We start from the raw sequence: 25,534 nt of genomic DNA, 5'->3' as shown, positions 1-25,534 counted from the left end.
GCACTTCGAAAGGGTAAGCCATGGCATCGGTCGCGTTCCTTGGTCTCGGCGTCATGGGCTACCCCATGGCCGGCCATCTCAAGAACAAGGGCGGCCATGACGTCACCGTCTACAACCGCACCACCGCCAAGGGCGAGAAATGGGCAACCCAGCACGGCGACGCATTTGCCGTGACGCCGGCTGAAGCAGCAGACGGCAAGGACTTCGTCTTTGCCTGCGTCGGCAATGACGACGACCTGCGCGAAGTCACGACGGGCGCCAAGGGCGCATTCCGCTCGATGAAGAAAGGCGCCATCTTCATCGACAACACCACCGCCTCGGCCGAGGTGGCGCGCGAGCTCGACGCCGCGGCCAAGGCAGGCGGTTTCCATTTTCTCGACGCCCCGGTCTCCGGCGGCCAGGCCGGCGCCGAAAACGGCGTCCTGACCGTCATGGTCGGTGGCGAGCAGGAACCCTTCGAGCGCGCCCGGCCGGTGATCGATTCCTTTGCCCGCATGGTTGGGCTGATGGGGCCTGCAGGCGCTGGCCAGTTGACCAAGATGATCAACCAGATCTGCATCGCCGGCCTCGTCCAGGGCCTCGCCGAGGGCATCCATTTCGGCAAGAAGGCCGGCCTCGACATCGAAAAGGTCGTCGACGTCATCTCCAAGGGTGCCGCCGGCTCCTGGCAGATGGAAAACCGCCACAAGACGATGAATGCCGGCAACTATGATTTCGGCTTCGCCGTCGACTGGATGCGCAAGGATCTCGGCATCTGCCTGGAAGAGGCCGACCGCAATGGCGCCAAGCTGCCGGTGACCGCCCTTGTCGACCAGTTCTACAAGGACGTGCAGGGCATGGGCGGCAAGCGCTGGGATACCTCGTCCCTGCTCGCCCGCCTCGAGAAATAGAGCGGCAGCATGGCGCTTTCGTCGGCTTCGACCGTCGATGAGATCATCGCGCATCTGCGCACGCTGGCCTCGCAAGAGAATCTCGCCGGCATGGCCCGCTTCGGCATCGCCACCGACCGCGCACTCGGCATCCCCAATGCCGTGACCAATCCCATAGCCCGCCTGCTCAAGCGCGATCACACCCGCGCTCTGGGCCTATGGGCGACGGGCATTCGCGAAGCGCGCATCCTGGCGGCCGCGACCGACGAGCCGGCAAAGGTGACCCGCGGCCAGATCGACGCGATGGCCGCCGAGTTCGACAGCTGGGAGATCGTCGATCACGCAGCTCATCTCATCTGCGCTGCAAATCTGGCTCACGAGATCATCCCGGCCTATGCCGCCGATGGGCGCGAATTCGTCCGCCGTGCAGCCTTCTCGACGATCGCGACCGCCGCGGTACATCTCAAGAAGGAGCCGGACGAGACCTTCCTCGGCTGGCTCGGGCTTGTCGAGGCACAGGCGGGTGACAGCAGGAACTTCGTCAAGAAAGCCGTAAACTGGGCACTGCGCCAGACCGGCAAGCGCTCGCCTGCTCTCCACGCACCCGCCTTGCGGCTGGCGGAGAAGCTGGCGGCGTCGACTGACAAGACGGCGAAATGGATCGGCAAGGACGCCGTGCGCGAACTCACCGATCCCAAGATTGTCGAACGCGTGAGCGCGAAAGCTTGATCAAGCCGCCGACGCGCCGCTCTCCTTGTCGAGGATCATGTAATCGAGCGGCATTTCGGTCGTGTACTTGATCTGCTCCATGGCGAAGGACGACGACACGTCGCGGATCTCGATCTTGGCGATCAGCCGCTTGTAGAAGGCGTCATAGGCGCCGATATCGGGCACCACGACACGCAGGAGATAATCGACGTCGCCGCTCATGCGGTAGAACTCGATCACTTCAGGAAACTCCTGGATCACCTCGGAGAAGCGGCGCAGCCATTCATGGCTGTGCGAATTGGTGCGGATCGCCACAAACACGGTGACGCGCGCATTGATCTTCTCAGGATCGAGCAGCGCCACGCGGCGCTTGATGACGCCCTCTTCCTCAAGCTTCTGGATGCGGCGCCAGCACGGTGTGGTGGACAAGCCGACTTTCTTTGCGACGTCGGCCACGGCCAAGGTCGCGTCCTCCTGGAGGAGGCGGAGGATTTTCCGGTCAAGGCGGTCCATATCTGGGCTCCGTTAGAAAAGGTTCGCCATAATCCTGTCATTTACGCCATCATACAAGAAAGGAATTCTCCGCACACCCTGTATCTTCGGTATCGAATTCCACTACACTTGGGAAAGGCGACGTTGGATTTCCGCCTTGAGAAAAGGCAGCAATTCCATTTCGAACCAGGGATTCCGCTTGATCCAGCCGGTGTTGCGCCAGGACGGATGCGGCAAAGGCAGCACATGCGGCGAAGACGAACGCGCCCAGACAGCCCGCCAGTCGGCAACGGTGTCGGTCAAGGACGCCGCGCGCGCCGCGCCCATGTGCCAGCGCTGCGCGTACTGACCGATCGTCAGCACGAGATCGATCTGCGGCATCAGCTTCATCAGCCGGGCACGCCAGGCCATTGCGCATTCCCGCCGCGGCGGCAGATCACCGCCCTTGGCGTCCTGGCCCGGGAAGCAAAAGCCCATCGGCACGATGGCAAAGGCGTCCGGGTCATAAAAGGTCTCCGACGGCACACCCAGCCAATCGCGCAGCCGGTCGCCTGATGCGTCGGTGAAAGGCGCTCCGCTCAGATGCACCCTGGTGCCCGGCGCCTGCCCGGCAATCAGAATGCGCGCAGTGGAAGACGGCACCACCACCGGCCGCGGCTCATGCGGCAAGGACTTGCCCAGTGGTTGCTCGACGCAGATGCGGCAAGCCTTGATCTCGGCGACGAGGCTGTCGAGTTCGGCCGACATGATCAGGCGACAGCGCTCGGGCGTGCCGCCAGCGCGCGATACCAGCGCTGCACGTTGGTAAACGCCTCCGGCATCACGATCTTCGCCGGCTTCATGAAGTCGATGGCGCACAATCCGGTGATGTCGGCGATGGAGTAGTCGTCCCCGGCGACGAATTCGCGCGCGGCGAGTTCCTTGTCGAGCAAGGCCAGGAACTCGATGGCCTTCGGCCGGTTGACCTCGCCCCATTCCGGCACCTGGGGGATTTCCCACTCCTTCATCGCCGGATGCGTATGGCGGAAGGCGAAGGCCACCGGCTGGAACAGGTTCTGCTCGATCCGCCTTTGCCACATCTCGACCTTGGCCTTGCCGAGCGCACTGCTGCCGAACAAGGCGGGCTCGGGATAAAGCTCCTCGAAATAGCGGCAGATGGCGACCGTTTCGGTGAGGATCGTGCCGTCGTCGAGTTCGAGCACCGGCAGTCGCTGCAGCGGATTGCGCGAGGACACATCAGCCTTCTTGTGTTCCATCGCTCCCATGTCGATGGAAACCCTGGGCACATCAATGCCTTTTTCGGCCAGGAACACGCGCACGCGCCTCGGATTCGGCGCCCTTCCCCCGTCAAACAGCTTCATATCTGCCTCCTCAGACTTGTACCGATCTTGCAAGCATAAGCCGCAAGCTACGAGAACCGAAAGATTTCCCGCAGCCAGTTGAGTATGCGCCCATAGCTGCCATGTTCGATTTCAGCCATGTCGCCATGCATGTTGCGCCAATCGCGCGGACGGTCGAAGTCGCCGCCCCACACGCCCTTTCGGCCAAGCCGCGCTGTGGCTTCCTCCGCTTCATAGCCACCATAGGCAACAGCCCAGCCGGCTTCCACCTGCGAACGGTTGAGATCGGTTCCGGCAGCCGTGCACTCGCCAAGCAAACGACCGTAACGGTCGCGCTCCCAGCCGGCGCAACGCACCTGGCGCCCAGCGACAAGTTTCGACAGCGCCTCGCGCGAACGCCGGCCGCAGGGATAGTCAGCGCCGTCCTTCCGGCAAATCTGGGAATATTCCGGCGCATCGATGCCGCGCAGGCGGATGCGCTCGCCGCCGAGCGTGATCGAATCACCGTCACTGACGACGGCGACCCCTTCCGTCCTGCGCGTTTCCACCCGGTCGAGGCGCGCCGAAACCAGGATCAGCAGTCCGAGGACGGCAAACGCCAGCGCATAGTCGAAAAGCTTGCGCCAACGACTGCGCGGGCGCCTGAAATACCGCTGCCGCGGCCTGCCCGACCACGAACGGCTCATATGGCAAACAATCCCTTAATCATTCGGACGTAGCGTGCGGACTTGAAGACAAGCGCGCGCGAAAACTGAATTATCACATGCCGTTGCAACGCTCTAACACGGCGGACAAGATCATTGTGGACCGCAGGAAACGCCATCGCAACAGCGATGTCGCTCGTGCTGTGCGCAAGACACGCGATCAATTGGCCCAGCAGCCGGGCGGCCTGGCTTTCGACCGCGAACTGCTGAAGCTGCACGCTCGTTCGATCAGGGCCAATTCGGCAACCCTGCCGCTTCTCGTCGTCATCTTCGCCGGCATCGGGTTCTTGCTCGGCGCTGACGATGCCATCCTCAAATGGTCGCTGGTCGCGATGATGGGTTATGTCGGGTTGGCCTTGCTTGCCCGCCGCGCCGACGAGGCAGCGCCTGCGGCGATGACGCCGTCGGCCATCCGGCGCAATTTCTTCATTGGCCATTTCGTCTCCGGCCTCGCCTGGGCCTATCTCGCCGCCATGACCTGTGCGGCCTGCGAACCCGGCCTTCTGTCGGTCGTCAAAGGCGTCTTCCTGCTCGTCGCCATGGCCGCGACCGCAATCGTCGCGTCGTCGCTGCGCGGCGCACTGGCCGCAACTTTCGTCGTTCCCGTCGCCGCCTATGCCGCCTTCGGCGTCAAGCTGTCCGAGCCGCTTGGCATCGTCATGGTCGCGCTGCTGGTCGCTGCCTTGCCCTTCTTTTCGCTCGTTGCCGGGATCAAGAAGCGGTCAGCGCTGCTGCTGATGGCCGCCCGGTCCGAAATGGACGCGCTGATTGCCGAATTGGAGACGGCAAAATCGATGTCGGACGAGGCCCGCCGCCGTGCCGAGGACGCCAATCTCGCCAAGTCGCGATTCCTGGCCACGATGAGCCATGAGCTGCGCACGCCACTCAATGCCATCCTCGGCTTTTCGGAAGTGATGGCCGGCGAAGTTCTCGGCCCGATCAACAGCCCGACCTATCGCGAATATTCCCGCGACATCCACCAGTCGGGCCAGCACCTGCTCGACCTCATCAACGAGATCCTCGACCTGTCGCGCATCGAGGCCGGCCGCTATCAGCTCAACGAGGAGCCGCTGATGCTGCTCCAGGTGGTCGAGGATTGCTGCCACATGATGGAGCTCAAGGCACGCAACAAGGATCTCAAGATCGTCGAGCAGTTCGAGCCGACGCTGCCGCGCCTGCTCGGCGACGAACGCGCCATCCGACAGATCACGCTCAACCTTCTGTCCAACGCCATCAAATTCTCGCCGACGGGCAGCGAAATCCGCGTCCGCGTCGGCTGGACCGCCGGCGGCGGTCAGTACATCTCGGTCAAGGACAAGGGCCCGGGCATTCCCGCCGACGAAATCCCCGTCGTGCTGTCGGCCTTCGGCCAGGGCTCGATCGCCATCAAGAGCGCGGAACAGGGAACCGGCCTTGGCCTGCCCATCGTCCAGGGCCTGCTTGCCTTGCATGGCGGCGAGTTCGAATTGCGCTCGAAGCTACGCGAAGGCACCGAGGCCATCGCGGTCTTCCCGCCGGCCCGGGTCATCGACGACCTGCCTTCGCTGGCGCGCAGCACCGCCGGCCGCCGCTAGGGCAATTCAGGGAAAGCGGGAAGCGGGTTTCCCCCTAGGGAATCGCGCGGAATCAAGAAGCTGGAGCCTGTTCGAGGAAGCGTGGAAATGGGCGATATCAGCGGATAGCTGCTGCCATTCCCGAGCTGATCTGCGCCGCCGTCCTGACCAGGCCTGCGGCAAGCCCAGCACCAACCGCCTCGCCATGGTCGATGCCAAGCCCGAGCAAGGGCCGCGCGCCGAGCTTGGCCAGCAGGCGGGCATGGCCCGGCTCGGTCGAGACATGCGAGAACATGCAATGGTCGAGCGCCGTCCGGTCGACTGCGTAAAGCACGGCGGCGGCAGCGGTCGTGGCGAAGCCGTCGAGCAGCACCGGCATCTTTTCCATGCGCGCCGCAAGGATGGCACCGGCAATGGCCGCGAATTCACGCCCGCCGACCCGACGCAAAGCATCGAACGGGTCCTTGATGTGAGGGCCATGCAGCGCCAGCGCGCGGTCGACCATTTCGGCCTTGCGCGCCTGCATGGCGGCATCGGCACCGGAACCCGGCCCGACCCAGTCGGCGCCCTTGCCGCCGAACAATGCCGCGCAAAGGGCCGCGGCAACCGTCGTGTTGGCAACGCCAAGGTCGCCGATGCAGAACAGATCGCTGCCGCCGGCAATCGCCTCCATGCCGAAAGCCATGGTGGCGGCGCAGCCGCGTTCGTCCAGCGCCGGCTCGACGGTGATGTCCGATGTCGGCAGGTGCAGCGCCAGGTCGAGCACCTTCAGCCCGAGATCGTTGGCAAGGCAGATCTGGTTGATCGCAGCACCGCCGGCAGCGCACAGCTCGACGCGCTGGGCCGTCGCTTCCATGGCTCGCGGCGACACGCCCTGTGCGGCGACACCGTGATTGCCGGCAAAGATCGCGACCATCGGCTTGAGCACCGAGGGTGGCGCGCGGCCCGTCCAGCGCGCCAGCCAGGCCGCGATGTCCTCGATGCGGCCGAGCGAGCCTTTCGGCTTGTCTGTCTTGGCAAACAGCGCCCAGACCTTGCCTGCCTGGGCGACATCGCCCTCGGGCAGATGCGCAAACAGGTTGCGGAAATCGTCAAAGGGGGAAGCGCTGGTCATGGGTGCTGCCTGCCGTTCGTCATGGTCATGCGCGGCATAGCCGCCCCGACGAGCGAAAACAATCGCGAGATCGCTTCAAGGCGGCGAGACGTGACGTCGCGGGATAGCGCTTGCAATGACGCGCAGGCTACATCATCTGTGGCGGGCCGATGTTATACATCGGCAAGAGGCCCATGGACGAGACGATGACGGCAATAGAAACCCCTTGCATCATGTTGTGCTCGATTGACGATGCGACGGGCTATTGCTTCGGTTGCGGCCGTACCCGCGACGAGGTCGGCGCCTGGTACAAGATGACGCCGGAAACGCGCCGCGCCGTCATGGCCACCTTGCCCGCCCGCCTCGAGACCATCGAGCGCAAGCCGCGCCGCGAAACGCGCCGCGCGCGGATGGCGCGCGAAAATGCGCCCAGCTGAGGATACCAGACAGAGATGAGCCGGCTTTACTGGGTCGTCATTGCCGTACTCGGCGGCGGGCTGCTGCTCTTGCTGCTCAACCATTCGTCGGGCGAAACGCTCGGCCTCAACAATGACAGCTTCGGCCAGTTGATCTACGCCGGCGCGCTGCTGCTGGTCATCGGCGCCGGCGTCCTGCGCCGTGGCACGCGCTTCGGCGACACGGTGCGCGGCCTGGCAATGTGGGTGGTGATCGTTCTGGTGTTTGTCGCCGGCTATCAGTACCGCTACGAACTGCAGGATGTCGCCAGCCGCGTCACCGCCGGCCTCGTGCCGGGAAGCCCGATGTCGGCGCTGGATGGCGATGGCCGCGCGACCGTCACCCTGGACAAACTGACCAACGGACATTTCGGCGCGCGCATGCAGGTCAACGGCCAGACCATCGATGTCATGGTCGACACGGGCGCCACAACCACCGTCCTAACCGTGGCCGATGCCCGCCGCGCCGGCTTCGATCTCGAAAGCCTGAGCTTTACCGTACCGGTCTCGACTGCCAACGGCATTGCGCATGCGGCACGGGTCACGGCGGCGAGCGTCCAGCTCGGCACCATCGAACGCAGGAACCTGCCGATGCTCGTCGCCGACCAGGGGCTCGAGCAGAGCCTGCTCGGCATGAATTTCATCGGCTCGCTGTCCGGCTTCGACGTGCGTGGCGACAGGATGATCCTGCGCGACTAGGGCTCTAGTGGCCGATCGACCATTTCTTGCGTGTCGGCACGGGTTTGTTGCCGATCTTGCACAAGGCGCAGCCACAACCGGCAAGATGCGCCTTCTTCACCACTTTCGGTTCGCTTCCGCTGGCCTCCGACCGGGCCAATGCGCGGCGCAGCTTGCCGTTCATCAGGCTCAGGCGCGGCGCCGCCACATCCCGGCTGCTCTGTTCCTCACATTGCGGGCACGCGCATGCCCGAAGCGCGTCCTGCATCGGCACCCATTCTTCAAACGGTCCGCAATCGTCGCAAACATAATTGTAGAGCGGCATGACCAGTCTCCAGAAAGCATCAATTGAAACGGTATGGCGGGCAAAACAGCCCTCGCCCGCCCGCACGCGGCCAGACGCACCGCCGCCTTGCCGGAAAAGCCGGCGTCAGAGCTTGCCGTCGAGCAGCAGGAAGCCCGGCACCCAGCCGGTGACGATGCCGGCAAGCAGCGTGACCACCGCCGTCAGCCGCAGGATCGGACGCTGCAGCGCCAGCAGCAGGAAATACAGGAACCACAGCACGCCCCAGATCACCCAGTTGGACGCGAGCCAGAAATCGGTCGACGTCTGGGCGGTGGAAAGTCCTTGTACCGCGACCGGGATGGTGGTGATGGCGACGAACAGGCTGAACCAGCCCAGGCCGCGCCCGTCGACCTTCACCACCCTGTTATAGGCCACCCAAAAATAGGTCGCCGAAAACAGGATCGTCAGCGCCGCCCCCTTGATCGAGGCAGCATCGGCAGCGGGTCCGAACGCCCAGGCGAGCGACGCGCACAGCGTGACGACACCCGAGACCACGTTGATGACGACGATTTCCCGGTCTTCGATCTTTCCGAGAAGCCAAAGTCCGTTCAGAAACAGGACGGCACCGACATAAAGCAAAGCAAATCCAAGCAGCATGAATCCCTCCCAGGAGAGCGCCGGCCAGGACCGGGCCTGACCGTCGCTTCATTGTTGTTGTGCAGCCTGATCAGCTCGTCTTGGCGACGTCGGCCTTGAAGTCCTGCTTCTTGGGCCCGAGCGCATTGGGATTGATGTCGAAGTCGAAGATCGCCGTAGGAATGGCCAGGGTGGCGCAGACGTTGGGGATGTCGACGATGCCGGCGATGCGCCCCTCGACCGGTGCCGTGCCGAGGATCATGTAGGCCTGTTCGCCCGAGTAGCCGAATTTCTTGAGGTACTCGATGGCATTCAGGCAGGCCCGGCGATAGGCGACATGAGCGTCGAGGTAATATTGCTCGCCGGTATGCTCATCGACAGAGATGCCCTCGAAGATGAGATAGTCGTCGAAATGCGGGTCGATCGGGCTCGGCTTGAAGATCGGGTTGATGACGCCGTATTTCGCCATGCCGCCCTTGATGACGTCGACGCTGATATCGACCCAGCCAGCCATTTCAATGGCGCCGCAGAAGGTGATTTCGCCGTCGCCCTGCGAGAAGTGGATGTCTCCCATCGAGAGGCCGCCACCTTTCACGTATACCGGGAAGTAGACCTTCGAACCGCGCGACAGGTTCTTGATGTCGCAGTTGCCACCGTGTTCGCGCGGCGGCACCGTGCGCCAGGCTTCGGCCGCGGCCGTTCGAGCGGCATCGCCCTTCATCTGGCCCATCAATGCCGTTTCGGCATATGGCAGGGCTGCCAGAGGCGGCACGCGAGCCGAATCGGTCGCCACCAACGCGGCTTCGCGCCGGTTGGCTTCGGCAAGCAGCTTGTGGTCCGGCAGGCAGCCGATCAGGCCGGGATGGATGATGCCGGGGTAGCGCACGCCAGGAATGTGGCGCGACGTCGTGTAGATGCCGTGGAAATCCCAGCAGGACTTGCTGGCCTCCGGATAGTGCTCGGTCAGGAAGCCGCCGCCATTTTCCTTGGCGAACAGGCCGTTGAAGCCCCATTCCGAATCGGGCTTCGCGCCGAGATCAAGAATGTCGACGACCAGCAAATCGCCGGGTTCGGCGCCGTCGACGCCGAACGGGCCGCTGAGATAATGCACGCGCGTCAGGTCGACGTCGCGGACATCGTTGGCGCTGTTGTTGTTGCCGATCTGGCCTCCCGTCCAGTCATGGCACTCCACCCGGTAGGTGCGCCCGGGCTTGAGATACTCGACCATCGGGATATCGGGATGCCACCGGTTGTGGGTCTTGATGGCATGGTCTTCGGGCGCCTTGTTCAGATCGACTGAGAATACTGTCTGTGGCATGCGGCTGTTCCTCCTCAATGCCGGCGTGCAGGAGGGCGGCTTGCGCGCCGTCCCCGTTGCTGCGCCGGGCAGCGCGACGCCGCCCGGCATCACCGTGCGCCGCCAAGCTAGGAGCGGCATGTAATCGCCATGCATCGGAAAGCGGGCCGTATTGTAATTTTTTGTAACCAAACGGACGGCTGCAGGCATGGGCCGCGCAAGCCAGACCGTCAATTTTAGCTAGAATTTTCAGTGTATTAGACAAACATTTCCGCGCAGGAAGGATGCCGATCTGCCCGCACCCGCGGATCCGCGGCACCGACCGCGACCAATGGCCATCTTCCCTTCTCGACCGGGCCCATGAATTGCGATTATCGTAGCTGCCATGTCAGTTGCCGAGCCAAGACCACGCATTCTCATTGTCGATGATGATCGTCGGCTGTGCAGCTTTCTGGAAAAATTCCTGACCAGCGAAAGTTACGCCATCGTCAGCGTCCATGACGGACGTTCGATGCGGCGGGCGCTGGCCGACGAGGCCTTCGATCTCGTCATCCTCGATCTCGGCTTTCCCGTCGGCGAGGACGGTGTGACGCTGGCGCGCAGCATGCGCTCGCAATACGACCTGCCGCTGATCATGCTGTCGGGCAAGAACAGCACGATCGACAAGGTCGTCTGCCTCGAACTCGGGGCCGACGACTACATCACCAAGCCTTTCGAACCGCGCGAGCTCCTGGCGCGGGTGCGCACGGTGATGCGGCGTTTTGCCAAGCGCATCAACCTGCCCGAGCAAGTGGAGACGGATCGCTCGGCGGCGGTCTGTTTCGATGGCTGGCGGCTCGATCCCGCACGCTACAAGCTGTCGTCGCCGAACGGCGAAAACGTGCGGCTCACCAGCCAGGAGTTCCAGATCCTGTCGGCGTTGATCGAACGGCGCGGCCGGATCCTGTCGCGCGAACAGATCCTCGACATCGTCGCCAACCGCAACTGGACGCCTTACGACCGCAGCATCGACGTGCTGATCGGCAAGATACGCCGCAAGTTGCGGGACAATGCGCGCGACACCCAATTCATCAAGACCATTCGCGGCGTCGGCTACATGTTCGCCCCTCAGGGCCGGGACTGAACTGCCCGCGGCAGATAGAGATTGATCCGGGTGCCCTCGTCCGGCTTGCTGGAGATGCCCAGGCGCCCGCCCGACTGTCGCACGAAGCCATCGACCATCGGCAGGCCGAGGCCACTGCCCTTTCCCGCTGCTTTGGTGGTGAACAGCGGTTCCAGCGCCCGGCGCCGCACTGCCACCGGCATGCCGTGGCCGGTGTCGATCACCGAAATGACGACATATTGACCGGGCAACAGGCCCGAGGCGACGCGGGCGTCATCGGGCCGGACGACAAAATTGCAGGCCTCGAACCGAAGCAGGCCGCCATCCGGCATTGCGTCGCGCGCGTTGAGCGCCAGGTTGAGCAGGCTGGTTTCCAATTGTGCCGGCTGAACTTCGACCTCATGCAGATCGTCCGCCAGTTCGAGCGACAGGCCGATCTTGTCGTCCAGCGTGCGACGCAAGACGCGCATCAGGTCGGGCAGCGCCTCACCCGGATCGACACGGGCCGTGTCACCGCCCTCGCGGCGGCCGAAATTGAGCAGGCGCGAGGTCAGCTCCGTCCCTGCCTTCACCGCCTCCAGCGCATCGTCGACCATCTGCGCCAGCTGAGGCTCGGTCTGCACGTGCTCCTGCAGCCAGCGCAGATTGCCGAGCAGGACAGCCAGGATGTTGTTGAAGTCGTGCGCGATGCCGCCGGTCAGCTGTCCCATCGCCTCGATGCGCTGCATCTGGCCGAGCCGCTCGGCGACCAGGCGCTTTTCCTCCATCAGGCGCGTGCGTTCGAAGCAGCGCTCCAGCGTCGCCAACAGATCGGCACTGTGGAACGGCTTGCACAGATAGTCGTAGGCGCCGGCCTGCAACGCCTCCACCGCCGTTTCGACCGAGGCATAGGCTGTGACCATCAGGCAGATGAGATCGGGGCTTTGCTGGCGAAACGCCTTGACCAGTTCGACCCCGTTGCCGACGCCCAACCGCACGTCGACAAGGGCCACCGCGGGCAGGTGCAAGGCCAAAGCGCGCTGGGCTGACGGCGGATCATGCGCGATGATCGCCTGATAGCCTTCGAGCTCGAGCAATCCGGCGAGGCTTGCGGCAAAATCCTCGTCGTCGTCGACGATGAGAACACGCTTCTTCTCGGTCGGCTCGGCTGCATGCGGAATGACGTCGTCGCCGATGAAATCGGTCTGCAGATCGGTCTGGTCGGTCATGACGAACCAGCGCCCGCGCGCGGCAACACGATCGAGACGCGCGTGCCGGCGCCCTGCTCGCTGTCGATCAGCACCGAGCCGCCATGCTGCTCGACGATGCGCTTGACCAGCGGCATGCCCAATCCGACGCCGAACGCCTTGGTGCTGAACAGCGGCTCGAACACCCGCGCCGCCGTCTCGCGCGACATGCCGGTCCCATTGTCGGCAACGCAGATGATGGCGTTGTTGCCCTCGCAGCGGGTCGAGACGACGATTGCCGCGTCATCCGCCGTCTCGCAGGCCTGCAGCGCGTTGGCCAGGACGTTGGAAAAGGCCTGCCGCAACCGCTCGCCGTCGGCCGATATCCTGCATCCGGCGGCAAGTTCCAGCTGTATCGGTCGCGCAGCCTCCTGTTCGGCGACATGCTGGGCCACCCATCGGTCGATCAGGATCGGCGAGACGACCAGGGCGTGCTTGCGCGAGAAATCGAGCAGGTCCTCGATGATCCGCACACAGCGCCAGGCGTTTCGCTGCAGCCGTTCCAATTCCGAGAGTACCGGTGCGTCCGCGCTCTTCAGCGAGCGGCGCAACACGTCGGCTGACGTCACCAACGTGCCAAGCGGATTGCGCAGCTCGTGGCTGACGGTTGCCGTGATCTGACCGATGGCGGCGAGGCGCTCGTTGCTCGCCAGGTCTCGCTGCGTCTGCCGCAACTTTTCCAGCGAGGCGACAAGATCGCGCTCGGCAAGTTCCCGACTCTCCTGCGACAGCACGATCCACCAGGCGCCGATGCCGAGCAGCGGCAGCAGCGCGAGAAAGACCCTGAGAAGCAACTGGCCGCTTGCCAGATGCGGCTGCTCCGCCCCGGGCTCGATCAAGCGATAGGTCAGCAGAAACACGCCGCCCGATATCACCGCGAGCGCAAACAGCACACCCGCCACCTTGAGCAGGCGCTGGCCCATGCGCGGGGCGATCTTGTCGCGAATATGCGGCAGCGCCTGGCCGAAATAGCGCGAGCGCGACGTCTGCAACTCGCCCCCCGGCGACTTGCAGACATCATGGCAATGCGAATCCAGGCTGCAGCACAGCGAACAGATCGGCTGCTCGTAGAAGGTGCAATGCACCATGTCGGAGCCTTCGTAGGTGACGCCGCAGATGGCGCACAGATTGGCGTCCGACGGCGCCGCCGGCAGATCGACGGGCTGGCGCGCCAGATAATACCGCCCCTTGGTGGCAACACCGATGGCCACAGCGGAGCCGAGTGCCGTGACAAAGGCGATCGGCGCGGCATAGGCCTGCGCCATGACGCCGAAAATGCCGGAAAAACACAGCAGGGCAACGAACGACGCCAGCGCCATCGAACCGCAGCCGACGGGGTTGAAGTTGTAGAGATAAGCGCGCTTGAACTCCGGGAATGCCGGGCTGACTCCGATCGGCTTAAGGATGGCGAGGTCGGCAAAGATCGAGCCTATCCAGGCAGCGGCGATGATCGAATAGACCGCCAGCACCAGCTCCAGCGTCTGGAAAATGCCCAGCAGCATCAGAAGCAGCGAGATCAGGATGTTGAACACCAGCCAGACGACCCGGCCGGGGTGGTAATGGGTGACACGCGAGAAGAAATTGGACCAGGCCAGCGAACCGGCATAGGCATTGGTGACGTTGATCTTGACCTGCGAGATCAGCACGAAAACAGCGGCCAGGGCGAGCACGACGCGCGGGTCGGCGCTGACATATTCATAGGCGATGATGTACATGTGGATGGGTTCGAGCGCCGTCGAGCGCGACAGCCCGGCCTGGATGGCGAGCACCGCAAGCAGGCTGCCGCACAGGATCTTGAAACCGCCGACGACGATCCAGCCCGGCCCTGCGGCAATCACCGCCGCCCACCAGCGGAAACGGTTCTCACGCGTCCTGTCAGGCAGGAAGCGCAGATAGTCGACCTGTTCGCCGATCTGGATCGACAGCGCGCACAGAACGCCGATGGCCGAGCCGAAGGCCAGGACGTTGAACCCCTCGCCTGCCACATCGCTGCCGACGAAAGCCGCCCACTCGTTCAGCGTGTCGGGATGGGCAAACAGGATGTAGGCGAAGGGCGCCAGATGCATGGCGATCCAGATCGGCTGCGACAGCAGCTGCAGCTTGCTGATCAGCGTCACGCCCATGAAGGTGATGGGGATGATGACCACCGAGGAGATGACATAACCCAGCACCAGCGGCACATCGGCGAACAGGTGGAGCGCCTGCGCCATGATCACGCCTTCGAGGGCAAAAAAGATGAAGGTGAATGTCGCGTAGATCAGCGAGGTGATCGTCGACCCGATATAGCCAAAGCCCGCGCCGCGCGTCAAAAGGTCCATGTCGATGTTGTGGCGGCTGGAATAATAGGCGATCGGCAGGCTCGTCACGAAAACGAACAGGCAGGTCACCAGGATCGCCGGAAAGGCGTTGGCGAAGCCGTAGCTCAGCGTGATCGCGCCGCCGATGGCCTCAAGGGCGAGAAATGAAATGCCGCCGAGTGCTGTGTTGGCAATGACGAATGGCGACCAACGGCGAAACGACCGGGCCGCGTATCGGAGTGAATAATCCTCCAGCGTCTCGTTGGCGATCCAGGAGTGGTAGGATCGCAAGGCCGGCAGTTGCGGCGTTTCCATCACGCAAAGCCTTCATGCGCCATAGCTCCGCCCGGCAATCGGCACATGAAAACGCCCCTCCTCGAACATGCCCCCGCCAAATGATCACACAAACCAAATGGCGAGGCCAGCCCGCCCGGCAACGTTGGAGCGGCCGTCGCAACAAACGGGCTGGATGGCGCATCGACGCGCTGCTGCGGAAATCGGCGTCATCGCGCCGCCCGGCTGGCCGGACAAAGCAAAGCGATCCTGAACCTGCCCTCGCCGGACCAGGCTAACGCCGTCGAGACTATGCCGCTTCGCTGCGGCTCGTAAGATCGACCGCAGCGAAGGCATCGCGCAAGACCTGCGGCCCGGCACCCGGCTTGTTGGCGTCGGTCGACAGGATCTGGCGATAGCGCCGCGCGCCGGCGAGGCCATGGAACAGCCCGACCATGTGGCGGCTGACATGGCCGAGGCGACCTCCGCCGGCGATATGCCTGCCGGCATAGTCGGCCATGACCTCGATCAGCCCGGCAAAGTCGAAATCCTGCGCCGGCTCGCCCTGCAGCACGGCGTCCGCGCCGGTCAACACACCAGGCGTGTGATAGGCGGCACGCCCAAGCATCACGCCGTCGACATGCTCAAGATGCGCGCGCGTTTCCTCGAGCGTCGGGATGCCGCCATTGATGCCGATGTACCGATCGGGCATGCGGGCCTTCAGGCGATAGACACGTCCATAGTCGAGCGGCGGGATGTCGCGGTTTTCCTTGGGACTCAGCCCTTCCAGCCAGGCCTTGCGCGCATGCACCCAGAGTGCGTGCGCACCGGCGGCAAAGACGCCATCGGCAAGCACGTCGAGCGCCGGCTCGGGATCCTGGTCGTCGACGCCGATGCGGCATTTCACCGTGACAGGGATCTTCACCGCGTTCTTCATCGCCGCCAACCCTTCGGCGACGAGATCGGGCGTCTTCATCAGGCAAGCGCCGAAGGTGCCGGACTGGACACGGTCCGATGGACAGCCGACATTGAGATTGATCTCGTCATAGCCGAATGCCTCGCCGATGCGCGCGGCCTCCGCCAGCTTGGCTGGATCGGAACCGCCGAGCTGCAAGGCAACCGGATGCTCGCAGGCATCAAAGGCAAGCAGCCGATCCCGCGCACCGTGGATGACGGCATCAGCCACCACCATCTCGGTGTACAGCAGCGCCTTGCGCGTCAGCTGGCGGTGGAAGAACCGGCAATGCCTGTCCGTCCAATCCATCATCGGTGCGACGGCGACGATTTTCGCGCCGTCGGCGTAGAGCTTGGTCATGAGGTCTCGAATGTATGTGGGGCGGCAATCGCCCTTCAGATAAGACCGCTCCCTACCACAACAAGGCACGGAAGGCCAAATCCGACCGGTCCCGCCCAAAAGGCGACGCGACAGTCTCGGACGTCAGTCGTCCGCTTGGCTTGGTTTGGGCTCGGGCCGCGTGCCGACATAAACGGCGCCAGCGACAAAGACCAGTGACACGCCGACCGCCACCCACGGGCCAGGCTTGCTCAACCAGAACAGGCCGTAGCCGAGGGCCATGCCTGTCCAGGCCATGATCTTGGCCCGGCGCGGGATGGCACCCTGCTCGCGCCAGGCGCGTAAGGGCGGGCCGAAAGTCGCATGGCCGAGCAGCCATCCCTCGAAGCGCGGCGACGAGCGACCAAAGCACCAGGCAGCCAGGATAATGAAGATCGTGGTCGGCATGACAGGCAAGAAGGCGCCGACAATGCCGAGCGCCAGCATCAGCAGACCGAGCGCGAAATAGACGCCGCGCTTGGCGCTCGAACTCATCGCACCAGCGCGTCGCAAAAGCTGCTTCATCGCGTAGCCGCCAGCCCAGCCGAACCCTCAGCGCCGGGCGATGATGCGGCTGTCGACGTCCTTGATGTCGCGCAGGCCGCAGAAGGCCATGGTGACATCGAGCTCCTTGCGGATGATGTCGAGGCACGCGGTCACGCCCGCCTCGCCGCCGGCGCCGAGGCCATAGAGGAACGAGCGGCCGATGAACACGCCCTTGGCGCCAAGGGCCACGGCCTTGAGCACGTCCTGGCCGGAGCGGATGCCGCCATCCATCAGCACCTCGATGCGGTCGCCGACCGCATCGACAATGCCGGGCAGCGCCGAGATCGAGGAAACCGCGCCGTCGAGTTGGCGGCCGCCATGGTTGGAGACGATCAGCGCATCCGCACCGCTTGCCACGGCCTTCTCGGCGTCCTCGGCATCGAGGATTCCCTTGAGGATCAGCTTGCCGCCCCACTGGTCCTTGATCCACTTCACGTCGTCCCAGCTGAGCGCCGGGTCGAACTGTTCGGCGGTCCATGACGACAGCGACCGCAGATCGGTGACGCCCTTGGCGTGACCGGCGATGTTGCGGAAGGTGCGCCGGTTGGTGCGCAGCATGTTGAGGCACCAGCGCGGCTTGGTCGCCAGATTGATGATGTTGGCAACCGTCATGCGCGGCGGCGTCGACAGGCCGTTGACAATGTCCTTGTGGCGCTGGCCGAGAATCTGCAGGTCGAGCGTCAGCACCAGGGCCGAGCATCTGGCAGCCTTGGCGCGACGGATCAGGTTCGAGACGAATTCGCGGTCGCGCATCACATAGAGCTGGAACCAGAACGGCTTCGACGTATTCTCGGCGATGTCCTCGATCGAGCAGATGCTCATCGTCGACAGCGTGAACGGAATGCCGGCCTTCTCTGCAGCGCGTGCGCCATGAATCTCGCCGTCGGCATGCTGCATGCCGGTAAGCCCCGTAGGCGCGATCGCCACCGGCATCGACACTGTCTCGCCGGCCATCGTCGTTTCAAGCGTGCGGTCGCGCAGGTCGACGGCAACGCGCTGGCGCAGCTTGATCGGCACGAAGTCGCTCTCATTCTCGCGATAGGTGCTCTCGGTCCAGGAGCCGGAATCGCAATAGTCGTAGAACATGCGCGGCACCCGGCGCTTGGCGATGGCTCGAAGATCGGCGATCGAGGTAATCGGACGCGCCATTCCACTATGCTCCAGGATGCTGATGACCGGCGGCATGTAAGCCGCCTTCGCGACCGATGCCAAGGCCTGACCGGCAAGATGTCTGTCCTGCTGTCGCAGACTTTCGTTCTATGCCTGGTGTTCGAGGATGTTGACGATGTTGCCTAGGGGATCGCGGACAAAAAACCGCCTGACGCCCCAGGGCTCATCGGCAAGATCGTAGACGATCTCATGGCGTGCAGCCTTCACCCTGTCATAGAGCTCATCGACATTGTCGACCTCGATCGAAAGCACCGGCACCGGCGTACCCGCCCCACCCTCGCTGGCAACGCCGAGCTGCGGTGTCATCGAGCCGCCGGTGCCGAAGGTCAGGATCCAGCCGTGATCCATGAGAATGTCGAGCCCGAGCAGGTCGCCGTAGAATGCTTGTGCTGCACTGGGCTCGGCTGCGTGGAGATTGGCGACGATGCGACGAACAGCCATGTCTTGTTTCCTTTCTGACGTCAAAAGGGGCCCGGAGGCCCCTCTCGGCATTTTGCGTTTGCTGGCTCAGGCGTTGGCGGCCATGACCGCACGTTTGGCCATCACCACCACCAGGTTGGCGCGATACTCCGGTGTGGCATGGATGTCACCCATCAGACTGCCTGATGGAACCGTCACCCCCTCCAGCGCCGATGCCTCGAACCTCCTGGTCAGCGCCGCCTCGATCTCCTTGGAGCGGAACACGCCATCGTCGCCTGCCCCGGTGACCGCCGCGCGCACGCCATCCTTGCCCTTGGTCACGAACACGCCGGTCATGGCATAACGCGACGCCGGGTTCGGGAACTTGGCGTAGCCCGACCTGGCCGGCGCGGTGAAGGTGACGGCAGTGACGATCTCGTCGTCCTTGAGCGCTGTTTCGAACAGGCCCTTGAAGAACTTGTCGGCGGCGATCTGGCGCTTGTTGGTGACGATGGTCGCGCCCAGCGCCAGCAGCGCCGAGGGGTAGTCGGCCGCCGGATCGTTGTTGGCGACCGACCCGCCGATGGTGCCGCGATGCCGGACGGCGGGATCGCCGATGTGGCTGGCGAGATGCGACAAGGCCGGGCAGACCTTTTTCAGCTTCTCGTCATTGGCGACGTCGAAATGCGTCGTCGCCGCACCGATGGTGACGTTCTTGCCCGAGACCTTGACGCCCTTGAGGTCGGCGATGTGGTTCAGGTCGACCAGGTCCGAGGGCGCTGCGAGCCGTGTCTTCATCGCCGGGATCAGCGTCATGCCGCCGGCGAGATATTTGGCGTCACCGCTCTTGATCTTCTTGGCGGCGTCCGCGACCGAGGTGGCGCGATGATAGCTGACGGAATACATGGTGCGTCCTCCTCAGTGCTTCGTGCCGGCGCGCAGGGCAGCCCAGACCTTGCCCGGCGTCGCCGGCATGGTCAGGTTGTCGTGGCCGAGCGCATCGGTGATGGCGTTGATGACCGCCGGCGGCGAACCGATGGCGCCGGCCTCGCCGCAGCCCTTGATGCCGAGCGGATTGCTCGGACAGGGCGTGTTCGACGTCGATATCTGGAATGACGGCAGATCGTCGGCACGCGGCATGGTGTAGTCCATGTAGCTTGCCGTCAGAAGCTGGCCGCTGGCGTCATAGACAGCGCCTTCCAGCAGCGCCTGGCCGACGCCCTGGGCGATGCCGCCATGCACCTGCCCTTCGACGATCATCGGATTGATGATGTTGCCGAAATCGTCGGCGGCGACGAACTGGACGATATCGGTCTCGCCGGTCTCGGGATCGATCTCGACCTCGCAGATGTAGCAGCCGGCCGGGAAGGTGAAGTTCGACGGATCGTAGAATGCCGTCTCCTTCAGGCCGGGCTCCATGCCTTGCGGCAGGTTGTGTGCGGTATAGGCGGCAAGCGCCATCTGGAACCACGGCACGTTCTTGTCGGTGCCGGCCACCTTGAGCTGGCCGTTCTCGATGACGATGTCACCCTCGTCGGCCTCGAGCAGATGTGCTGCGATCTTCTTGGCCTTGGCCTCGACCTTGTCGAGCGCCTTGACGATCGCCGACATGCCGACGGCGCCGGAGCGCGAGCCATAGGTGCCCATGCCCATCTGCACCTTGTCAGTGTCGCCATGGACGATGGAGACACTGTCGAGCGGCACGCCGAACCGTGAGTTGACGAGCTGGGCGAAGGTCGTCTCATGGCCCTGGCCATGGCTGTGCGAGCCGGTCAGAACCTCGATGGTCCCGACGGCATTGACCCGTACCTCGGCGGATTCCCACAGGCCGACACCTGCGCCGAGCGACCCCACCGCCGCTGACGGCGCAATGCCGCAGGCCTCGATGTAGCAGCTCATGCCGATGCCGCGCAGCTTGCCTTTCTTGGCCGCCGCAGCCTTGCGCTTGGCAAAGCCGGCATAGTCGGCCTGCTTCATCGCAGCGTCGAGCGAGGCGCCGTAATTGCCGGCGTCGTAGCACATGATGACGGGCGTCTGGTGCGGGAACTGGGTGATGAAGTTGGTGCGCCTGAGTTCGGCCGGCGACACGCCGAGCTCGCGCGCGGCAATCTCCATGGTGCGCTCGAGCACAAAGGTGGCTTCAGGCCGGCCTGCCCCGCGATAGGCATCGACCGGTGCGGTGTTGGTGTAGACGGTGCGCACATTGCCGTAGATCGCCGGGATGTTGTACTGGCCCGACAGCAGCGTGGCGTAGAGATAGGTCGGCGTCGCCGAGGAAAACAGCGACATGTAGGCGCCGAGATTGGCGACCGTGTCGACCTTCAGCCCAACGATCCTGTTGTTCTTGTCGAAACCCATCTCGACAGTGGTGTGATGGTCGCGGCCATGGGCGTCGGTCAGGAAACTCTCGGTGCGGTCGGCCACCCACTTGACCGGCACGCCGGTCCGCTTGGAGGCCCACAGGCAGACGATTTCCTCGGGATAGATGTAGATCTTCGAGCCGAAGCCGCCGCCGACGTCAGGTGCGATGACACGCAGCTTGTTTTCCGGCGCGACATTGTAGAACGCGCTCATCACCAGCCGGGCGACATGCGGGTTCTGCGAGGTCGTCCAGCAGGTGTAGTGATCCTCGGCCTTGTCGTAGTGGCCAAGGGCCGCGCGCGGCTCCATCGCATTCGGAACCAGCCGGTTGTTGACGATGTTGAGCCGGGTGATGTGGGCAGCCGACTTGAGGGCAGCGTCGGTCGCTGCTTCGTCGCCGATGCCCCAGTCGAAGATCAGGTTGCCGTCGGCTTCGGGATGAAGCTGCGGCGCGCCCTTGGCGAGCGCATCGACCGCATCGGCAACCGATTTGCGTTCCTTGTAGGTGATCTCGACAGCTTCGGCGGCGTCGCGCGCCTGGCCCTTGGTGTCGGCCACCACCACCACGACGGCATCACCGACATAGCGCACCCGGTCGACCGCCAGCGGCGACCACGCACCCATCTTCATCGGCGAACCATCCTTGGAATGGATCATCCAGCCGCAGATCAGGTTGCCGATGCCGTCGGCCTTGATCTGCTTGCCGGTCAGCACGCCGATGACACCCGGCATCGCCTCGGCCTTTTTGGTGTCGATCTTCTTGATGTCGGCATGGGCGTGCGGGCTGCGCACGAATGCCGCGTGTTTCATGCCCGGCACGACCATGTCGTCGACATAACGTCCGGCGCCGGTGATGAATCTCTTGTCTTCCTTGCGCGCAACCCGCGCGCCGATGCCTTGGATTCCCATTTCAGTTCCTCCCGAACTCAAAAAGCAGATGGCGAATGGTGGCTATGGAGGGAGACCGCGACGGCGTAAGGGACCATGTCCCTGCTCGCCCTGCGCTCCCCGGTCCCTATGCCGCCTTTTTCGCCTTGCTCTTGGACGCCTTCGACATCGTTTTCGAAGCGGCGAGGATCGCCTTGACGATGTTGTGGTAACCGGTGCAGCGGCAGATGTTGCCTTCGAGCTCCGCGCGCACGGTCGCCTCGTCGAGGCCTTCGGGATGCCTGCGGATCATGTCGGTCGCCGTCATGATCATGCCCGGCGTGCAAAAGCCGCACTGCAGGCCATGATGTTCCTTGAACGCCGCCTGGACGGGATGAAGGTCGGCGCCGTCGGCGAGGCCTTCGATGGTGGTAACGGTCGAACCCGAGGCCTGTACCGCAAGCATCGAGCAGGACTTCATCGCCTTGCCGTCAATGTGGACGACGCAGGCACCGCATTGCGACGTATCGCAACCGACATGCGTTCCGGTCAGCCCCAAATGCTCACGCAGGAAATGAACGAGAAGCGTGCGGTCCTCCACCGCGCCGCTGACCTTTCGGCCATTCACGACCAAAGATACCTCCGACATGAAACCTCCCATGTTGCCGCGACCGGCTAGGCAGACCCCGCACCAGTCAGGTGAGCAAATCCTATCTGTGCAAATGCAGGCTGCAAGCGCCTTTTTGGATCCAGACACGCAATGCGTGCATGCCAGCGCAGAAAAGACGCCTGATCGCGGCCGCTTCGACTTCAGCCAGCTTGCAGCTCAGCCAGCAACGGCCACTTCCCAGGCTGCAGATTGCAAGTGGCCAGACTTCAGATTGCAAGTGGCCAGACTGCAGATTGCAAGTGGCCAGACTGCAGATTGCAAGTGGCCAGACTGCAGATTGCAAGTGGAATGCGCGCGCGGATCGTGCCAAAAGCCGTCATCACGTTTGCGGGAGGCCCTGCTTGGTCAACTTCGTCATCTCTCCGCCCGAGCCAGCTTCGGTCGCCATTTCAGGATCTTCGCAGCGGTTTCCGGTACGGCGCATCTTCTGCGTCGGCCGCAACTACGCAGCGCATGCCCGCGAAATGGGCAAGGATCCCGATCGCGAGCCGCCGTTCTTCTTCGGCAAGCCGGCAGATTCTGTCGTCGACAGCGGCACGACGATCCCCTACCCGCCGCTGACCGGCGACCTGCACCATGAGATCGAGCTTGTCGTCGCCATCGCCAAAGGCGGATCGAACATCGCCGCGGCCGACGCGCTCGACCACGTCTGGGGCTACGGCGTCGGCATCGACCTGACCCGCCGCGACCTGCAGGACGCCGCCAAGAAACTCGGTCGCCCCTGGGACTGGGGCAAGGGTTTCGACCGCTCGGCACCATGCGGACCGCTGGTACCGGTGTCCGACATCGGCCACCCCGACAAAGGCCGGGTGTGGCTCGCCGTCAATGGCGAAACCAGGCAGCAAGGCGACCTCTCCGAACTGATCTGGTCGATCCCCGAAGTGATCGCCATCTGCAGCCAAGCGATGGAGCTGAAGGCCGGCGACCTGATCTACACCGGCACGCCGGCGGGCGTCGGCGCGGTCAAGCCAGGAGACCGCATGACAGGCGGTGTCGACGGCGTCGGCGAGATCGAGATTTCGATCGCTGCACGGTAACTGGCGGGCGGCGGCTCAGGCCGTCGCCTTCTTGCGCTTTTCGTAGAGCATGACGAGCGTTTCGGCGACGAGCGCCGGCTTGTCCTCGCCTTCGATCTCGATGGTGTTTTCGGCCTTGAGCAGATATTGGCCCGGGCCCTTGTCGTCCATCGACATCAGTACGGTACGCAGGCGCACCCGCGAGCCGACCTTCACCGGCGAGATGAAACGCACCTTGTCGAGGCCATAGTTGAAGGCGGCAAGCGTATTCTCGGGCACCACGCCGATTTCCTGGACCAGCGCGCCAATCAGCGACAACGTCAGGAAGCCATGCGCAACCGTGGTGCGGAACGGGCTGCGCCGCTTGGCCCTTTCGGGATCGACGTGGATCCACTGGCGGTCGCCGGTGCAGTCGGCAAAGGCGTCGATGCGGCTCTGGTCGACAAGCACCCAATCGGAAACGCCGAGTTCCTGCCCGATGTTTGCGCGCAATTCCTCATAAGTCTCGATCGGCTTCCGCACGCTTCCCTCTCCTGACATAAGCTGGCCAAGTGGGCGTTGGGGACCATAAACGAGGCGCGCTTGTCAACCTCCAAGGGCTGTGGAAAGGGCTATTCCGCCGCCTCGCGCTCGGGCAGATCGTCGGTTCGCTCCGGGTCGCCAGGGGCTGTTTCGCAGCCGAGCTCGGGGAACGCCACTGAGCGTTTGCCGTGGAAATCGGTGCGCACGACAACCAGCCCCTGCTCCTCGAAATAGGTGAGCAGCCGCCGCGCCCGCCGCGCCGAATGGCTGCCATAGGCATGTGCGATCGCGGCGTCGGATGGGCAAGGCGCGCCTTTGACCGCGGCCTGGGCGACGATCAGGAACACCGCCTGCAGATCCTCGGGAAGCGCAACCGACATGCCGAGCGCCTGCTGCCAAGTGTCGCTCGACGCGGTTTCTTCATCGATGCCCGAGCGTGCCACGGCGTAGCGGCGGCGGAACATCGACAGCGCCGGCGGCTCGCCCTGCATGCGCTTGATGCGGCAGCGGACGAGAAAATCCTGATAGAGCACGGCATCGGTGCGGAACGCCGCATCGGGATCCTCGACCATCTCGCGCACGATGGTGTCGATCAGCGCCTCGCGCTCGGCTTCATCGAACAGCGGGAAGATCGGCTCGGCAACGGGCGCCGAGGCCTCGGCGCGTACCTGGGAAAGCTGGGCGATGATGTCGGCCGTGGGCGTCGGCGCAGGCGGTGCCGTGCGCCGGACCGTCTGGCGCGTTTCCAGCGGCGCCGGCGCAAAGATCAGGTCGCGCGTGTCTTCGCTGGCGTCGGGCAGTGGCATCAGCTTGGGGCTAACCGAACGTGCCGAGGTCTCGACCGGGCCGATGGCGACCGGCAGCGGCCGGCGCGACATCGCCGGTCCAAGCGCGATGAAATTGCCGCGCGCCAGATCGCGGAACATTTCGGCCTGGCGCCGCTCCATGCCGAGCAGGTCGGCGGCACGCGCCATGTCGATGTCGAGAAAGGTGCGCCCCATCAGGAAGTTGGACGCCTCGGCGGCAACGTTCTTGGCAAGCTTCGCCAGGCGCTGGGTGGCGATGACGCCGGCCAGGCCGCGCTTGCGGCCGCGGCACATCAGGTTGGTCATCGCGCCAAGCGAGATTTTGCGGGCCTCGTCCGACACCTCGCCGGCGATGGCCGGCGCAAACAGCTGCGCCTCGTCGACGACGACCAGGACCGGGTACCAGAAATCACGCTCGGCATCGAACATGCCGTTCAGGAACGCTGCGGCACCACGCATCTGCTGCTCGACGTCGAGGCCCTCGAGATTGAGCACGACCGATACGCGATGCTGGCGGATTCGGCCGGCAATGCGGGTCAGTTCGGCTTCGGTGCGCTGGGCATCGACGACGACATGTCCGAACTTGTCGGCGAGCGTGACGAAATCACCCTCGGGGTCGATGACGCACTGCTGCACCCACGGCGCGCTCTGTTCGAGCAGGCGACGCAACAGATGCGACTTTCCCGAGCCCGAATTGCCTTGAACCAGCAAACGGGTCGCCAACAGTTCTTCGAGATCAAGCTGAGCCTTCGTCCCGCCGGACGCCGCCCCCATCTCGATGCCTACCTTCATCCTCTACCCCAGTTGAACCCTGCTGCGCCGGTCCGCGAATCCG

General features: G+C 64.1%; 27 protein-coding genes. 8 read left to right on the top strand and 19 right to left on the bottom strand.

The window, feature by feature from the left end; genetic code table 11:
* The first annotated feature begins 20 nt into the window (after positions 1 to 20).
* Together SLT36_RS14410 and SLT36_RS14405 are read left to right on the top strand one after the other, a co-directional pair.
* Positions 21 to 890 carry an NAD(P)-dependent oxidoreductase gene (locus tag SLT36_RS14410; RefSeq protein WP_432283270.1) on the top strand — a complete coding sequence of 290 codons (870 nt, stop codon included), beginning with the start codon at positions 21 to 23 and terminating at the stop codon, positions 888 to 890.
* A 9-nt stretch (positions 891 to 899) separates the two neighbouring features.
* Complete coding sequence (locus SLT36_RS14405) at positions 900 to 1,598, top strand: DNA alkylation repair protein (RefSeq protein WP_432283269.1); 699 nt, start codon at positions 900 to 902, stop codon at positions 1,596 to 1,598.
* Here the strand turns inward: SLT36_RS14405 and SLT36_RS14400 are convergent, their stop codons facing one another.
* The 4 genes from SLT36_RS14400 to SLT36_RS14385 all read right to left on the bottom strand — a co-directional run bounded on the left by SLT36_RS14400 (position 1,599) and on the right by SLT36_RS14385 (position 4,095).
* A complete protein-coding gene (locus SLT36_RS14400; RefSeq protein ID WP_067961212.1) occupies positions 1,599 to 2,090 on the bottom strand; it encodes an Lrp/AsnC family transcriptional regulator in 492 nt (163 codons plus the stop codon). It abuts the gene before it with no gap.
* A gap of 102 nt (positions 2,091 to 2,192) precedes the next feature.
* On the bottom strand, positions 2,193 to 2,816 hold the full coding sequence (locus SLT36_RS14395; protein ID WP_154383958.1) for a uracil-DNA glycosylase family protein: 624 nt from the start codon (positions 2,814 to 2,816) through the stop codon (positions 2,193 to 2,195).
* A gap of 2 nt (positions 2,817 to 2,818) precedes the next feature.
* Positions 2,819 to 3,430, bottom strand: a complete 612-nt coding sequence (locus SLT36_RS14390; RefSeq protein ID WP_432283268.1) for a glutathione S-transferase — start codon at positions 3,428 to 3,430, stop codon at positions 2,819 to 2,821.
* 47 nt (positions 3,431 to 3,477) lie between these two features.
* A complete protein-coding gene (locus SLT36_RS14385; RefSeq protein WP_432283267.1) occupies positions 3,478 to 4,095 on the bottom strand; it encodes a thermonuclease family protein in 618 nt (205 codons plus the stop codon).
* Positions 4,096 to 4,172: 77 nt separating this feature from the next.
* Here SLT36_RS14385 and SLT36_RS14380 point away from each other — a divergent pair, with 77 nt between their 5' ends.
* The gene (locus SLT36_RS14380) at positions 4,173 to 5,687 is read left to right on the top strand and encodes a sensor histidine kinase (protein ID WP_432283266.1); all 1,515 of its coding nucleotides are present in this window, start codon (positions 4,173 to 4,175) and stop codon (positions 5,685 to 5,687) included.
* Positions 5,688 to 5,784: 97 nt separating this feature from the next.
* On the opposite strand, the gene SLT36_RS14375 is transcribed toward SLT36_RS14380, so the two are convergent.
* Entirely contained in the window at positions 5,785 to 6,780 is a 996-nt protein-coding gene (locus SLT36_RS14375) for a nicotinate-nucleotide--dimethylbenzimidazole phosphoribosyltransferase (protein WP_067961200.1), read from the bottom strand.
* Between the two features lie 185 nt (positions 6,781 to 6,965).
* On the opposite strand from SLT36_RS14375, the gene SLT36_RS14370 reads away from it, so the two are divergent.
* On the top strand, positions 6,966 to 7,196 hold the full coding sequence (locus SLT36_RS14370) for a DUF1289 domain-containing protein (RefSeq protein ID WP_432283265.1): 231 nt from the start codon (positions 6,966 to 6,968) through the stop codon (positions 7,194 to 7,196).
* A gap of 15 nt (positions 7,197 to 7,211) precedes the next feature.
* Complete coding sequence (locus SLT36_RS14365; RefSeq protein WP_432283264.1) at positions 7,212 to 7,913, top strand: TIGR02281 family clan AA aspartic protease; 702 nt, start codon at positions 7,212 to 7,214, stop codon at positions 7,911 to 7,913.
* Between the two features lie 4 nt (positions 7,914 to 7,917).
* On the opposite strand, the gene SLT36_RS14360 is transcribed toward SLT36_RS14365, so the two are convergent.
* From SLT36_RS14360 to fmdA, 3 genes are all read right to left on the bottom strand, one after another.
* Entirely contained in the window at positions 7,918 to 8,217 is a 300-nt protein-coding gene (locus SLT36_RS14360) for an FmdB family zinc ribbon protein (RefSeq protein WP_432283263.1), read from the bottom strand.
* A 105-nt stretch (positions 8,218 to 8,322) separates the two neighbouring features.
* Complete coding sequence (locus SLT36_RS14355; RefSeq protein WP_432283262.1) at positions 8,323 to 8,835, bottom strand: AmiS/UreI family transporter; 513 nt, start codon at positions 8,833 to 8,835, stop codon at positions 8,323 to 8,325.
* Between the two features lie 70 nt (positions 8,836 to 8,905).
* Entirely contained in the window at positions 8,906 to 10,132 is a 1,227-nt protein-coding gene (gene fmdA, locus SLT36_RS14350; RefSeq protein WP_432283261.1) for a formamidase, read from the bottom strand.
* Between fmdA and SLT36_RS14345 the strand changes: the two genes are divergently transcribed.
* Positions 10,131 to 10,256: a hypothetical protein gene (locus tag SLT36_RS14345; RefSeq protein WP_432283260.1), complete on the top strand. Its 126-nt coding sequence runs from the start codon at positions 10,131 to 10,133 to the stop codon at positions 10,254 to 10,256. The genes fmdA and SLT36_RS14345 overlap by 2 nt on opposite strands.
* 240 nt (positions 10,257 to 10,496) lie before the next feature.
* Positions 10,497 to 11,234 carry a response regulator gene (locus SLT36_RS14340; RefSeq protein ID WP_432283259.1) on the top strand — a complete coding sequence of 246 codons (738 nt, stop codon included), beginning with the start codon at positions 10,497 to 10,499 and terminating at the stop codon, positions 11,232 to 11,234.
* On the opposite strand, the gene SLT36_RS14335 is transcribed toward SLT36_RS14340, so the two are convergent.
* From SLT36_RS14335 to SLT36_RS14295, 9 genes are all read right to left on the bottom strand, one after another.
* The gene (locus SLT36_RS14335) at positions 11,219 to 12,421 is read right to left on the bottom strand and encodes a sensor histidine kinase (RefSeq protein ID WP_432283258.1); all 1,203 of its coding nucleotides are present in this window, start codon (positions 12,419 to 12,421) and stop codon (positions 11,219 to 11,221) included. The genes SLT36_RS14340 and SLT36_RS14335 overlap by 16 nt on opposite strands.
* Positions 12,418 to 15,051, bottom strand: a complete 2,634-nt coding sequence (locus SLT36_RS14330) for an ATP-binding protein (RefSeq protein ID WP_432283257.1) — start codon at positions 15,049 to 15,051, stop codon at positions 12,418 to 12,420. The genes SLT36_RS14335 and SLT36_RS14330 overlap by 4 nt, the downstream gene beginning before the upstream one ends.
* Positions 15,052 to 15,319: 268 nt before the next feature.
* Complete coding sequence (dusA, locus tag SLT36_RS14325; protein WP_432283256.1) at positions 15,320 to 16,324, bottom strand: tRNA dihydrouridine(20/20a) synthase DusA; 1,005 nt, start codon at positions 16,322 to 16,324, stop codon at positions 15,320 to 15,322.
* Between the two features lie 123 nt (positions 16,325 to 16,447).
* Positions 16,448 to 16,867, bottom strand: a complete 420-nt coding sequence (locus SLT36_RS14320) for a YbaN family protein (RefSeq protein WP_432283255.1) — start codon at positions 16,865 to 16,867, stop codon at positions 16,448 to 16,450.
* 27 nt (positions 16,868 to 16,894) lie between these two features.
* A complete protein-coding gene (locus SLT36_RS14315; RefSeq protein WP_432283254.1) occupies positions 16,895 to 18,037 on the bottom strand; it encodes an alpha-hydroxy acid oxidase in 1,143 nt (380 codons plus the stop codon).
* 108 nt (positions 18,038 to 18,145) lie between these two features.
* Positions 18,146 to 18,499: a VOC family protein gene (locus tag SLT36_RS14310; RefSeq protein WP_432283253.1), complete on the bottom strand. Its 354-nt coding sequence runs from the start codon at positions 18,497 to 18,499 to the stop codon at positions 18,146 to 18,148.
* Positions 18,500 to 18,565: 66 nt separating this feature from the next.
* On the bottom strand, positions 18,566 to 19,363 hold the full coding sequence (locus SLT36_RS14305) for an FAD binding domain-containing protein (protein ID WP_432283252.1): 798 nt from the start codon (positions 19,361 to 19,363) through the stop codon (positions 18,566 to 18,568).
* 12 nt (positions 19,364 to 19,375) lie between these two features.
* On the bottom strand, positions 19,376 to 21,727 hold the full coding sequence (locus tag SLT36_RS14300) for a xanthine dehydrogenase family protein molybdopterin-binding subunit (protein WP_432283251.1): 2,352 nt from the start codon (positions 21,725 to 21,727) through the stop codon (positions 19,376 to 19,378).
* 106 nt (positions 21,728 to 21,833) lie between these two features.
* Entirely contained in the window at positions 21,834 to 22,334 is a 501-nt protein-coding gene (locus SLT36_RS14295; RefSeq protein WP_432283250.1) for a (2Fe-2S)-binding protein, read from the bottom strand.
* A gap of 362 nt (positions 22,335 to 22,696) precedes the next feature.
* On the opposite strand from SLT36_RS14295, the gene SLT36_RS14290 reads away from it, so the two are divergent.
* Positions 22,697 to 23,392 carry a fumarylacetoacetate hydrolase family protein gene (locus tag SLT36_RS14290; RefSeq protein WP_432283249.1) on the top strand — a complete coding sequence of 232 codons (696 nt, stop codon included), beginning with the start codon at positions 22,697 to 22,699 and terminating at the stop codon, positions 23,390 to 23,392.
* Between the two features lie 15 nt (positions 23,393 to 23,407).
* On the opposite strand, the gene SLT36_RS14285 is transcribed toward SLT36_RS14290, so the two are convergent.
* Positions 23,408 to 23,911 (bottom strand): MaoC family dehydratase, encoded by a 504-nt coding sequence (locus SLT36_RS14285; protein WP_432283248.1) that lies wholly within the window; start codon positions 23,909 to 23,911, stop codon positions 23,408 to 23,410.
* Between the two features lie 71 nt (positions 23,912 to 23,982).
* Positions 23,983 to 25,491, bottom strand: coding sequence for a helicase HerA domain-containing protein (locus tag SLT36_RS14280; protein ID WP_432283246.1), 1,509 nt, complete (start codon positions 25,489 to 25,491; stop codon positions 23,983 to 23,985).
* Positions 25,492 to 25,534: the final 43 nt, after the last annotated feature.

Source organism: Aminobacter sp. BA135, from assembly GCF_050859125.1.
Classification (GTDB): Bacteria; Pseudomonadota; Alphaproteobacteria; order Rhizobiales; family Rhizobiaceae; genus Aminobacter; species Aminobacter ciceronei.
Note: the sequence above shows the minus strand (reverse complement) of the source record. Positions and strands in the feature narration are given on the sequence as shown.

What these genes read in the sequence shown, in the direction of transcription:
- SLT36_RS14395 (WP_154383958.1), bottom strand. Translation starts at nt 2,816, where the DNA reads ATGTCGGCCGAACTCGACAGCCTCGTCGCCGAGATCAAGGCTTGCCGC.
- SLT36_RS14335 (WP_432283258.1), bottom strand. Translation starts at nt 12,421, where the DNA reads ATGACCGACCAGACCGATCTGCAGACCGATTTCATCGGCGACGACGTC.
- SLT36_RS14410 (WP_432283270.1), top strand. Translation starts at nt 21, where the DNA reads ATGGCATCGGTCGCGTTCCTTGGTCTCGGCGTCATGGGCTACCCCATG.
- SLT36_RS14375 (WP_067961200.1), bottom strand. Translation starts at nt 6,780, where the DNA reads ATGACCAGCGCTTCCCCCTTTGACGATTTCCGCAACCTGTTTGCGCAT.
- SLT36_RS14370 (WP_432283265.1), top strand. Translation starts at nt 6,966, where the DNA reads ATGACGGCAATAGAAACCCCTTGCATCATGTTGTGCTCGATTGACGAT.
- SLT36_RS14400 (WP_067961212.1), bottom strand. Translation starts at nt 2,090, where the DNA reads ATGGACCGCCTTGACCGGAAAATCCTCCGCCTCCTCCAGGAGGACGCG.
- SLT36_RS14315 (WP_432283254.1), bottom strand. Translation starts at nt 18,037, where the DNA reads ATGGCGCGTCCGATTACCTCGATCGCCGATCTTCGAGCCATCGCCAAG.
- SLT36_RS14360 (WP_432283263.1), bottom strand. Translation starts at nt 8,217, where the DNA reads ATGCCGCTCTACAATTATGTTTGCGACGATTGCGGACCGTTTGAAGAA.
- SLT36_RS14320 (WP_432283255.1), bottom strand. Translation starts at nt 16,867, where the DNA reads ATGAAGCAGCTTTTGCGACGCGCTGGTGCGATGAGTTCGAGCGCCAAG.
- SLT36_RS14330 (WP_432283257.1), bottom strand. Translation starts at nt 15,051, where the DNA reads ATGGAAACGCCGCAACTGCCGGCCTTGCGATCCTACCACTCCTGGATC.
- dusA (WP_432283256.1), bottom strand. Translation starts at nt 16,324, where the DNA reads ATGACCAAGCTCTACGCCGACGGCGCGAAAATCGTCGCCGTCGCACCG.
- SLT36_RS14340 (WP_432283259.1), top strand. Translation starts at nt 10,497, where the DNA reads ATGTCAGTTGCCGAGCCAAGACCACGCATTCTCATTGTCGATGATGAT.
- SLT36_RS14300 (WP_432283251.1), bottom strand. Translation starts at nt 21,727, where the DNA reads ATGGGAATCCAAGGCATCGGCGCGCGGGTTGCGCGCAAGGAAGACAAG.
- fmdA (WP_432283261.1), bottom strand. Translation starts at nt 10,132, where the DNA reads ATGCCACAGACAGTATTCTCAGTCGATCTGAACAAGGCGCCCGAAGAC.
- SLT36_RS14285 (WP_432283248.1), bottom strand. Translation starts at nt 23,911, where the DNA reads ATGTCAGGAGAGGGAAGCGTGCGGAAGCCGATCGAGACTTATGAGGAA.
- SLT36_RS14390 (WP_432283268.1), bottom strand. Translation starts at nt 3,430, where the DNA reads ATGAAGCTGTTTGACGGGGGAAGGGCGCCGAATCCGAGGCGCGTGCGC.
- SLT36_RS14355 (WP_432283262.1), bottom strand. Translation starts at nt 8,835, where the DNA reads ATGCTGCTTGGATTTGCTTTGCTTTATGTCGGTGCCGTCCTGTTTCTG.
- SLT36_RS14380 (WP_432283266.1), top strand. Translation starts at nt 4,173, where the DNA reads ATGCCGTTGCAACGCTCTAACACGGCGGACAAGATCATTGTGGACCGC.
- SLT36_RS14280 (WP_432283246.1), bottom strand. Translation starts at nt 25,491, where the DNA reads ATGAAGGTAGGCATCGAGATGGGGGCGGCGTCCGGCGGGACGAAGGCT.
- SLT36_RS14345 (WP_432283260.1), top strand. Translation starts at nt 10,131, where the DNA reads ATGCGGCTGTTCCTCCTCAATGCCGGCGTGCAGGAGGGCGGCTTGCGC.
- SLT36_RS14365 (WP_432283264.1), top strand. Translation starts at nt 7,212, where the DNA reads ATGAGCCGGCTTTACTGGGTCGTCATTGCCGTACTCGGCGGCGGGCTG.
- SLT36_RS14310 (WP_432283253.1), bottom strand. Translation starts at nt 18,499, where the DNA reads ATGGCTGTTCGTCGCATCGTCGCCAATCTCCACGCAGCCGAGCCCAGT.
- SLT36_RS14295 (WP_432283250.1), bottom strand. Translation starts at nt 22,334, where the DNA reads ATGTCGGAGGTATCTTTGGTCGTGAATGGCCGAAAGGTCAGCGGCGCG.
- SLT36_RS14305 (WP_432283252.1), bottom strand. Translation starts at nt 19,363, where the DNA reads ATGTATTCCGTCAGCTATCATCGCGCCACCTCGGTCGCGGACGCCGCC.
- SLT36_RS14385 (WP_432283267.1), bottom strand. Translation starts at nt 4,095, where the DNA reads ATGAGCCGTTCGTGGTCGGGCAGGCCGCGGCAGCGGTATTTCAGGCGC.
- SLT36_RS14405 (WP_432283269.1), top strand. Translation starts at nt 900, where the DNA reads ATGGCGCTTTCGTCGGCTTCGACCGTCGATGAGATCATCGCGCATCTG.